The sequence below is a fragment of the Curtobacterium sp. 22159 genome (assembly GCF_052045775.1).
Taxonomy (GTDB): domain Bacteria; phylum Actinomycetota; class Actinomycetes; order Actinomycetales; family Microbacteriaceae; genus Curtobacterium.
The window spans coordinates 46,369-53,886 of sequence record NZ_JBQEPN010000018.1 but is presented as its reverse complement, the minus strand read 5'-3'; the positions used below and the strand labels follow the sequence as shown (position 1 = coordinate 53,886).

At 71.9% G+C, this 7,518-nt stretch carries 4 protein-coding genes and 4 tRNA genes; 5 read left to right on the top strand and 3 right to left on the bottom strand.

Translation table 11 applies throughout. The annotated features are described in order from the left end of the window. Positions 1-291: 291 nt before the first annotated feature. Positions 292-762, top strand: a complete 471-nt coding sequence (locus ACTJKO_RS17080; RefSeq protein WP_440690506.1) for a pyridoxamine 5'-phosphate oxidase family protein — start codon at positions 292-294, stop codon at positions 760-762. Between the two features lie 231 nt (positions 763-993). Here ACTJKO_RS17080 and ACTJKO_RS17075 read toward each other — a convergent pair. The 3 genes from ACTJKO_RS17075 to ACTJKO_RS17065 all read right to left on the bottom strand — a co-directional run bounded on the left by ACTJKO_RS17075 (position 994) and on the right by ACTJKO_RS17065 (position 1,306). Further along, positions 994-1,065, bottom strand: a tRNA-Val gene (locus ACTJKO_RS17075). Positions 1,066-1,078: 13 nt separating this feature from the next. Continuing rightward, positions 1,079-1,152: transfer RNA gene (locus ACTJKO_RS17070), tRNA-Cys, on the bottom strand. Between the two features lie 82 nt (positions 1,153-1,234). Continuing rightward, a tRNA-Gly gene (locus tag ACTJKO_RS17065) sits at positions 1,235-1,306 on the bottom strand. Between the two features lie 238 nt (positions 1,307-1,544). Here ACTJKO_RS17065 and ACTJKO_RS17060 point away from each other — a divergent pair. The 4 genes from ACTJKO_RS17060 (at position 1,545) to ACTJKO_RS17045 (ending at position 7,358) form a co-directional block, all read left to right on the top strand. Further along, positions 1,545-1,617 (top strand) — tRNA-Val (locus tag ACTJKO_RS17060). A gap of 76 nt (positions 1,618-1,693) precedes the next feature. Continuing rightward, positions 1,694-3,223, top strand: a complete 1,530-nt coding sequence (locus tag ACTJKO_RS17055; protein ID WP_440690504.1) for a DUF3375 domain-containing protein — start codon at positions 1,694-1,696, stop codon at positions 3,221-3,223. Further along, positions 3,220-3,981, top strand: a complete 762-nt coding sequence (locus tag ACTJKO_RS17050) for a DUF4194 domain-containing protein (RefSeq protein WP_440690502.1) — start codon at positions 3,220-3,222, stop codon at positions 3,979-3,981. Before ACTJKO_RS17055 ends, ACTJKO_RS17050 begins: the two co-directional genes overlap by 4 nt. Beyond that, positions 3,978-7,358 (top strand): ATP-binding protein, encoded by a 3,381-nt coding sequence (locus tag ACTJKO_RS17045; protein WP_440690500.1) that lies wholly within the window; start codon positions 3,978-3,980, stop codon positions 7,356-7,358. Before ACTJKO_RS17050 ends, ACTJKO_RS17045 begins: the two co-directional genes overlap by 4 nt. Positions 7,359-7,518: the final 160 nt, after the last annotated feature.

The window sequence follows — 7,518 nt, the reverse complement described above, 5'->3', positions numbered from 1 at the left end:
CACCGCGCCTCCCGACCCTGCCTGGTCACCACGCGGACGGGGCGGGACCCTTGTGCCCTGCCGCCGGTCCTGCCGGGCCGCGGTCCTGGAGCTCGGAGTCCGCGACCGGATCCTCCGCTCCTCGAACCCGGAACGGTCCCTGGGCGCGTCCACACTCGACGTGGCCCTCGTCCCGCGTCCGTGGGACTTCCGACCCTGGGCACGAGCAACGGGCCGTCGCATGCTGGTCCGACCGGGCGAGAAATCGGAGCGATCACGCTCGTTCCGTCCCGCAGACCAGGAGGCAAGACAATGGACGCAGCGGCGACCGGACCTTCGAACGAGACGAACGAGGCGAAGGCTCAGGGAACGGAGCGAGCCGACGCGACCCCGCTGGACGAACTCGTCGTCAGGCTCGACGCCGACCAGTGCTGGGAACGACTCCACCGCTCGCGCATCGCTCGTGTCGCCTTCCGCACAGAGGAGTCCCTGGAGGTCGTCCCGGTGAACTACGTCGCCGAGGCGCGACAGTTGGTCTTCGCGACGTCGAGCAACGTCATCCTCGACGCCGTCCATTCCGGGCGCGAGATCGTCATGGAGGTCGACGAACACGACGGGTGGACCGCATGGAGCGTCGTGGTGAGGGGAACCGCCCACATCCCCGACATCCGGCACGTGACGGCGCAGCGCATCCGCTCGATGCTCCCCACGCCGAAGCGCGCCACCGTCGTGCTCGAGCCGACCAGCGTCACCGGCCGGCTCTTCGACCAAGCCGCTCCGTGACAGCCTCTCGTCATCGCGATGGGCAGCCGGATCCTCGCGTTCGCCGCACCCCTCCTCGTCGCCGCAGCGGTGGACACCGCCGCGGCGCACCCGAGACGGTGTCATTGACGGCCGCGTCGCGCGCCGCGCGCGCTCCTGACGTCGTCTCCACCATCGTGCTCGGCGCACGCTCCATCAGTGGCGTGGTGATGGAACACGAAAGCCCCCGGAACTCCGGGGGCTTTCATTCTGTGGGCGATACTGGGATCGAACCAGTGACCTCTTCCGTGTCAGGGAAGCGCGCTACCGCTGCGCCAATCGCCCAGAGGAGTTGAACTGGAGGTGGGGACGGGATTCGAACCCGCGTGGACGGCTTTGCAGGCCGCTGCCTAGCCTCTCGGCCACCCCACCATCGAGGTTCACGTCTCCGTGAGTACCCGAACGGTGGGATACCCTCTGGTGAGTCGTGGCGCCCCGTGGGGAACCACACTCGAGCGGATGACGAGATTCGAACTCGCGACCCTCACCTTGGCAAGGTGATGCGCTACCACTGCGCCACATCCGCATTTGTCTGACCCGCTGTCGCGGCGACGACGTAAACTCTATACGAACCGAGGGGCATCCGCCAAAATCCTCCTCGTTCACCGGGCGTGTCCCCCGTGTTCATGCCGATCGATGGCCGTTCGGGCGTGCGAACAGCAGGTGGTCGCCTCCGATCCACCACCGCGCCACACCCGGGAAGGACGTCGTGTTCGGCGGACCGCCCGGGATCCGCTACTATCGACTGGCACGCACAGTGCAGGGGGCGATTGGCGCAGTTGGTAGCGCGCTTCGTTCACACCGAAGAGGTCATCAGTTCGAGTCTGGTATCGCCCACCCCAAGAGCCCGGCGCAGTCGCGTCGGGCTCTCGTCATCTCACGAAGCAGGCAACCGGACCGGACGAAGGGGCACATGACCGACGTCGACCTCGAGTTCGCCCGGGTCCGAGCGGTCCTCGAGCGACCGACCCTGCGGCTCATGTCCCGGCCGACCAGCGCCACCGTGCTCGCCGTGTTCCGCACGGTGTTCGACCGCGACGTGCAGTACGTCCCCGCGGACCGCATGCACCTGCAGGTCGAGGAGCACGTGGCGCGGCTCCAGGCCACCGGTGCACGTGTCCCCGCGAGCGAGAACCCCGAGGGCGACCCCGACGCGCGTCCGAACGGCCGCACGCTCTGCCGTGAGTGGGTCGCGGCGCAGTGGCTCGTCCGGTCGAACTCCCCGGACGGCGACGAGCAGTACTCGCTGACGAGCCACGCCCTCGAAGCGCTCTCCCTCGTCGACGCGCTCTCGGCGGACCGCGCGCTCATCAGCGAGAGCCGCCTGGCGATGATCGTCGACGCCGTCCACCGGTGGGCGGCGCGCGCGGAGCCCGACCCGGACGTGCAGATCCGCCGCATCGACGCGCAGATCGCCGAGTTGCAGGCCGAGCGCGACCGGCTCGCGCAGGGTGAGGTGGACACGGTCGACGACGCCCGCATGCGCGACGGGTACACGAACATCTCCGACCTCATACGTCAGCTCCCCAGCGACTTCAAGCGCGTCGAGGAAGCCGTCGCGGCCATGCACCGTTCGATCGTCGAGGACTTCCGGCAAGAGGTCCGTCCGATCGGCGAGATCCTCGACGACTACCTGGCGCGCACCGACAACCTCATGGAGGCGACCCCCGAGGGGCGTGCGTTCGAGGGCGCGTTCGAGCTCCTCCGCGACGACGCGCTCCTGCTCCGTCTCCGGGACGACATCGCGACGATCCTCGCCCACCCCTTCGCCGAGTCGCTCGGTGCCGCCGAGCGCCGCGCCTTCCGGAACACGGTCGTCATCCTCCGCCAGGGCATCGAGGACGTCCTCGCCCAGCGACGGCAGCTCACCGCGACCCTGCGCGACCAGATCGTGGCGCACGACGTCGTCCGCGACCGTGAACTCGACGCCGTGCTCCGGTCGGTCAACCGCGGGCTGGCGACGTGGATGGAGCAGGGGTCCCCGCGGGACCGTCTGCCGCTCGGACTCCTCCCCGCCACGGCCGAGGTCGGGACGCTGCGCGAGCGGTTCTACGACCCCGATGCCGAGTCCGTCCCGCCGCCGATCGAGGAGCCGGACGACGACGTGTTCGAGGAGCTCGACGTCGAGACGCTCCGCCGCCACGGCGGCCCGCTGCTCACCGAGCTCCGCGCCGCCCTGCGCTTCGCCGCCGGCGACTCGAGCGTCGAGGCGTTCCACGAGCTGCCGCCCGAGCAGCGTCGCCCGGTCGAGCTGTTCGGGCTCGCGCACCTGCTCACCGGGCACGACGACTTCGAGACCGCCGCGCACGTCGCCGAACACCGCACGGTGCGGCCGGACGGCACCCCGGTCACCTTCCACATGCCGACGGCGACCCTCACCGGCGAGCACCGCGACCGGCCCCACGACACGACGAACGACGAGCACGCACAGGAGGCGCGGTGAGCGACACGACGCCGGCACCGGTCGACGAGACGGTCCCCGACGACGTCACGGCGACGATCGAGGACGACGACGAGCGCGACGAGACGAGCTTCGCGCTCTTCGAGGGCGACGAGGGACGGCTCGACGACCGCCAGCGCCGCGCGCTCGTCGCCCTCCTGCGGAACCCGTACGTCAGCGCACGCACCCACGCCGACGAATGGCGCACCGTGCTCGACACCGAGTACCAGCTGCGCTCCCGCCTCAACGACCTCTTCCTCGAGCTCCACGTGGACCGGGACCGCGAGGTCGCCTGGAAGCGCCAGGCGCGTCCGGAGAGCCAGCGGCGCGGTTTCCCGACCCTGCTCCGCGACGTGCCGTACACCCGCGAGGAGACGATCGTCCTCGTCTACCTGCGGATGCGCCTCCGCGCCGACACCCGGCCGGGGCTCGACCAGGTCGTCGTCGACCGGTCGGAGATCCTCGGCCACGTCGCCGGGTTCCGTCCCGCGACCGCGACGGACCGCACCCGCGACGAGGGCCGGGTGGCGAAGGCGATCGAACGGCTCGTGACCGCGCGCATCCTGCTCCGCACCACGGACCCGGACCGCTTCCGCGTCGCCAGCGTGGTCGAGGTGCTGCTCCCCCTCGAGCGGCTCCTCGAACTCGACGCCTGGCTGCGGAACGCCGCCGCGCAGGGCGGCGACCCGAGGGACGGGGACGAGCCGCGCCTCCCGTCCGCACCCACCGACACCGACGACGAAGGCGAGACGGAAGCATGACCGACACCGCGACCGACGCCTTCGGGATGACCGCCCTGTTCGACACCGTGGCGCAGTGGCGCGCCGAGTCGATGCAGGTCGTGAACTGGGGCGGGTTCCACGGGCACCGGCAGGTCGAGCTGTCCGGTACCGCCACGCTCATCTCGGGCGCGTCCGGCACCGGCAAGTCGACGCTCATGGACGCGTACCTCGCCGTGATGATGCCCTCCGACGTGCCGTTCAACGGCGCCTCGAACGACGCCACCACGGGGCGCGCGAGGAGCGCGGACCAACGGAACCTGCTGACCTACCTGCGCGGGAAGGTCGACACCCGCCGAGACCCGGAGTCCGGCGCCCTGCGCGACGTGAACCTCCGCGGTGATGACCAGACGACGTGGGGTGCGGTCGCGGTCACGTTCCGCAACGACGACGAGCGACGGTTCACCGTGCTGCGCGCGTACATCGTGCCGAAGCGGGCCCGCGGTGTCGGCGACATCCAGATGACGATGGCGACCGTCGACGACACGTTCGACCTCCGCCGGCTCGAGGAGTTCGTGCCGTCGCGGTTCCACCACCTCGAGCTCACCGGCCGCGTGCCCGGGCTCGTCATCCGGGACACCTACCAGGAGCTCGCGTACACGCTGCAGACCCGGCTCGGCATCGGCGACTCCGGCGGGGGCAACCGGGCGATGCGCCTGCTCGCCCGCATCCAGGCCGGGCAGCACCTGCCGACCGTCGACGCGCTGTACAAGTCGCTCGTGCTCGAGACCCCCGGCACGTACGACGCAGCCGACCGGGCCCTCGCGCACTTCTCCGCCCTCGACGAGGCGTACGAGGCGATGGACACCGAGGAGCGAAAGGTCCGGATCCTCTCCCCCATCACCGGGCTCCACGAGGAGATCGAGCGCTCGCGTGCCGCGGCCGAGGCGCTCGACGGCATCGCCACGGGCGCCGAGGTGTCCCCCTTCGCCCACTGGACCGCGACCCGCAAGCGGGAACTGCTCGACGCCGAGGTCGAGCGGAACGCCCGGGAGCGCACCGCGTCCCGCGCCGAGGTCGCCGCCGCCGAGGCCCGGCACGGGGCCGTCGAGATCGAACTGCGCGACGCCGAGGCCCGACTGCGCGACCAGGGCGGCAACGCGCTCGCCCAGCTGGAGGACCGCATCGACCGTCGCACCCGCGAGCGCGACGCCGTGGTCCGGACCCGGGCCACGTTCGACGAGCGGACGGCGGTGCTCGCGCGACCCGTCACGACCGAGGCCGACTTCACCGCGGCGCAGCGGGCCTCGCACGAGTTCCTTGGCACCTACGCCGCACAGCGCACGGCACTCGACGACCGGCGTGACGCCCTGACGCGCGAGGAGTACCCGCTGCTCGACCGGGAGCGCTCCCTCCGCCAGGAACGCCAGTCGCTCGAACACCGCCAGGGCGCGATGCCGCTGCCGATGCACGAAGCGCGGCTCGCCATGGCCCGCGCCGCCGGCATCGACCCCGCCGACCTGCCCTTCGTCGCGGAGCTGCTCGACGTCCTGCCCGGCGAGGAACGCTGGCGCACGGCGATCGAGTCCGTGCTGGCCCCGGTCGCCCGGACGCTGCTGGTCGACCAGGACCGCCTGGCCGACTTCAGCGAGGCGATCGACTCCCTCCGGCTGCCCGTGCGCGTGCAGTTCGAGGGGGTCCCCACCGGTCCCCACCTCGACCTCGCCGGCGACCCCTCGATGGTGTCCGGCAAGCTCGCGATCAAGTCGTCGCCGTTCAGCACGTGGGTGCGGGAGCGGATCGAATCGGAGCGCACCGACGCCCGTTGCGTCACCGACGCGGCGGAACTCTCCGGTCCGGGCCGTCGGGTGACCGAGTCCGGTCAGCTCCGCGACGGACGGCGCGGCGCCCACGGCGACCGGCGCCAGGCGAACGTCATCGGGTTCACGAACGAGGCGCGCGTGGCCTCGGTCGAGGACGAGCTCGCGTCCATCGCGCAGGACCTCGCGACGCTCGAGGCCCGGCGGACGGACGTCGCGCAGGACATCGCAGCGCTCGACACCCTCCGGGCGGCGCACCAGCACGTCGTGGACGTGACGTGGGACGCGATCGACGTCGAGGGCCTCGAGGCCTCGCTGGCGCGGCTCGACGAGGAACGGCAGGCCCTGCTCGCAGCCGACGACGGGCTCCGCACCCTCCGCGAGTCGGTGGCGCGCCTCCGGAAGTCCCTCGACGAGGCCGCCGACCGCCGCGCCGCCGCCCGACAGACGGTCGCACGGCTCGAGGAGCGACACGCGGTGCTGGTCGACGGGCAGGACGCCGCCGCCGAGATCCTCGAGCGGTTCTCGGACGCACCGGGGTCCCTCCCCGACGCCGAACAGGCGCGTCTGCTGTCGGAGACCTTCGCCGAGGTCGGCGCGCCCGACGGCATCGACGGCTTCGACGACGCCACGCGACGGTTGAAGCGCCGGCTCGAGGAACGGCTCTCACAGGCGCTCGACGGCGCGGCGTCGGCGTCGAACGCGCTCACGCTGACGTTCCAGCGCTACCAGGACGCCTGGCCCGACCCGAACCTCGGCACCGGTGTCGCCTCCTACCCCGACTACCGAGCGATCCTCGACCAGATCGTGGCGACCGGGTTGCACGCCCGGCGCTCCGAGTGGCGCCGACGGCTGTCGCAGTGGAGCGGTGAGGACCTCGTCCCGCTCGCCGGGGCGTTCGACCGCGCCGTCGTCGAGATCGAGGAGCGCCTGGAGCCCGTCAACGAGATCCTCCGCGAGCTGCCGTTCGGCGCGAACCGGGACCGCCTGAAGATCCAGATCCGCCGCGTCACCCGCGAGGACGTCACCGCGTTCCGCCGCGAGCTCCGTGCCCTGTCCGCGTCGGTCGACACGGAGCTGACCGACGACGTCCTCGAGACCCGGTTCCGCCGGCTCCGACGCTTCATGGCCGTCATCCGCCCCGACCCCGAGGCACCCCGGGGCCGGACGACGCAGCGGGACGCCGTGCTCGACGTCCGTCGGCACATGGAGATCACGGCCGTCCGCTACGACACCGACGGCAACGACCTCGGCGTGTACTCGTCGCTCGGCGACAAGTCCGGCGGGGAGACGCAGGAGCTCGTGGCGTTCATCGTCGGCGCCGCCCTGCGCTACCAGCTCGGCGACGAGACCCGGCCCCGGCCGCGGTTCGCACCGGTGTTCCTCGACGAGGCGTTCATCAAGGCGGACTCCGAGTTCGCCGGACGTGCCGTGACGGCGTGGCTCCGGCTCGGGTTCCAGCTCGTCGTGAGCGCGCCGCTCGACAAGGTGACGGCGCTCGAGCCCTCGATGGAGCGGCTGCTGTCGATGCGGAAGCACCCGGACACGGGCCACTCGTCGATCACCGAGATCGCCCGGGCCGCGGCGCCGGAGGCGTAGCCGCGCCCGGCGGCGGCGCGCCGCGCCGAGTGGGCGAAATACGTCACGCTCGGCGCCCGCCAGCGGCACGATCTGCCCACTCGACGCAACGCACGCGGCATGTCCCGCGCACTCGGCGCCGCCAGCCATGCGACCGGCCCGACCCGCGCCTCCCGTCCGT

Bases quoted from the DNA above. Each gene is read 5' to 3' on its own strand.
- ACTJKO_RS17080 (WP_440690506.1), top strand. From the start codon at position 292: ATGGACGCAGCGGCGACCGGACCTTCGAACGAGACGAACGAGGCGAAG.
- ACTJKO_RS17055 (WP_440690504.1), top strand. From the start codon at position 1,694: ATGACCGACGTCGACCTCGAGTTCGCCCGGGTCCGAGCGGTCCTCGAG.
- ACTJKO_RS17045 (WP_440690500.1), top strand. From the start codon at position 3,978: ATGACCGACACCGCGACCGACGCCTTCGGGATGACCGCCCTGTTCGAC.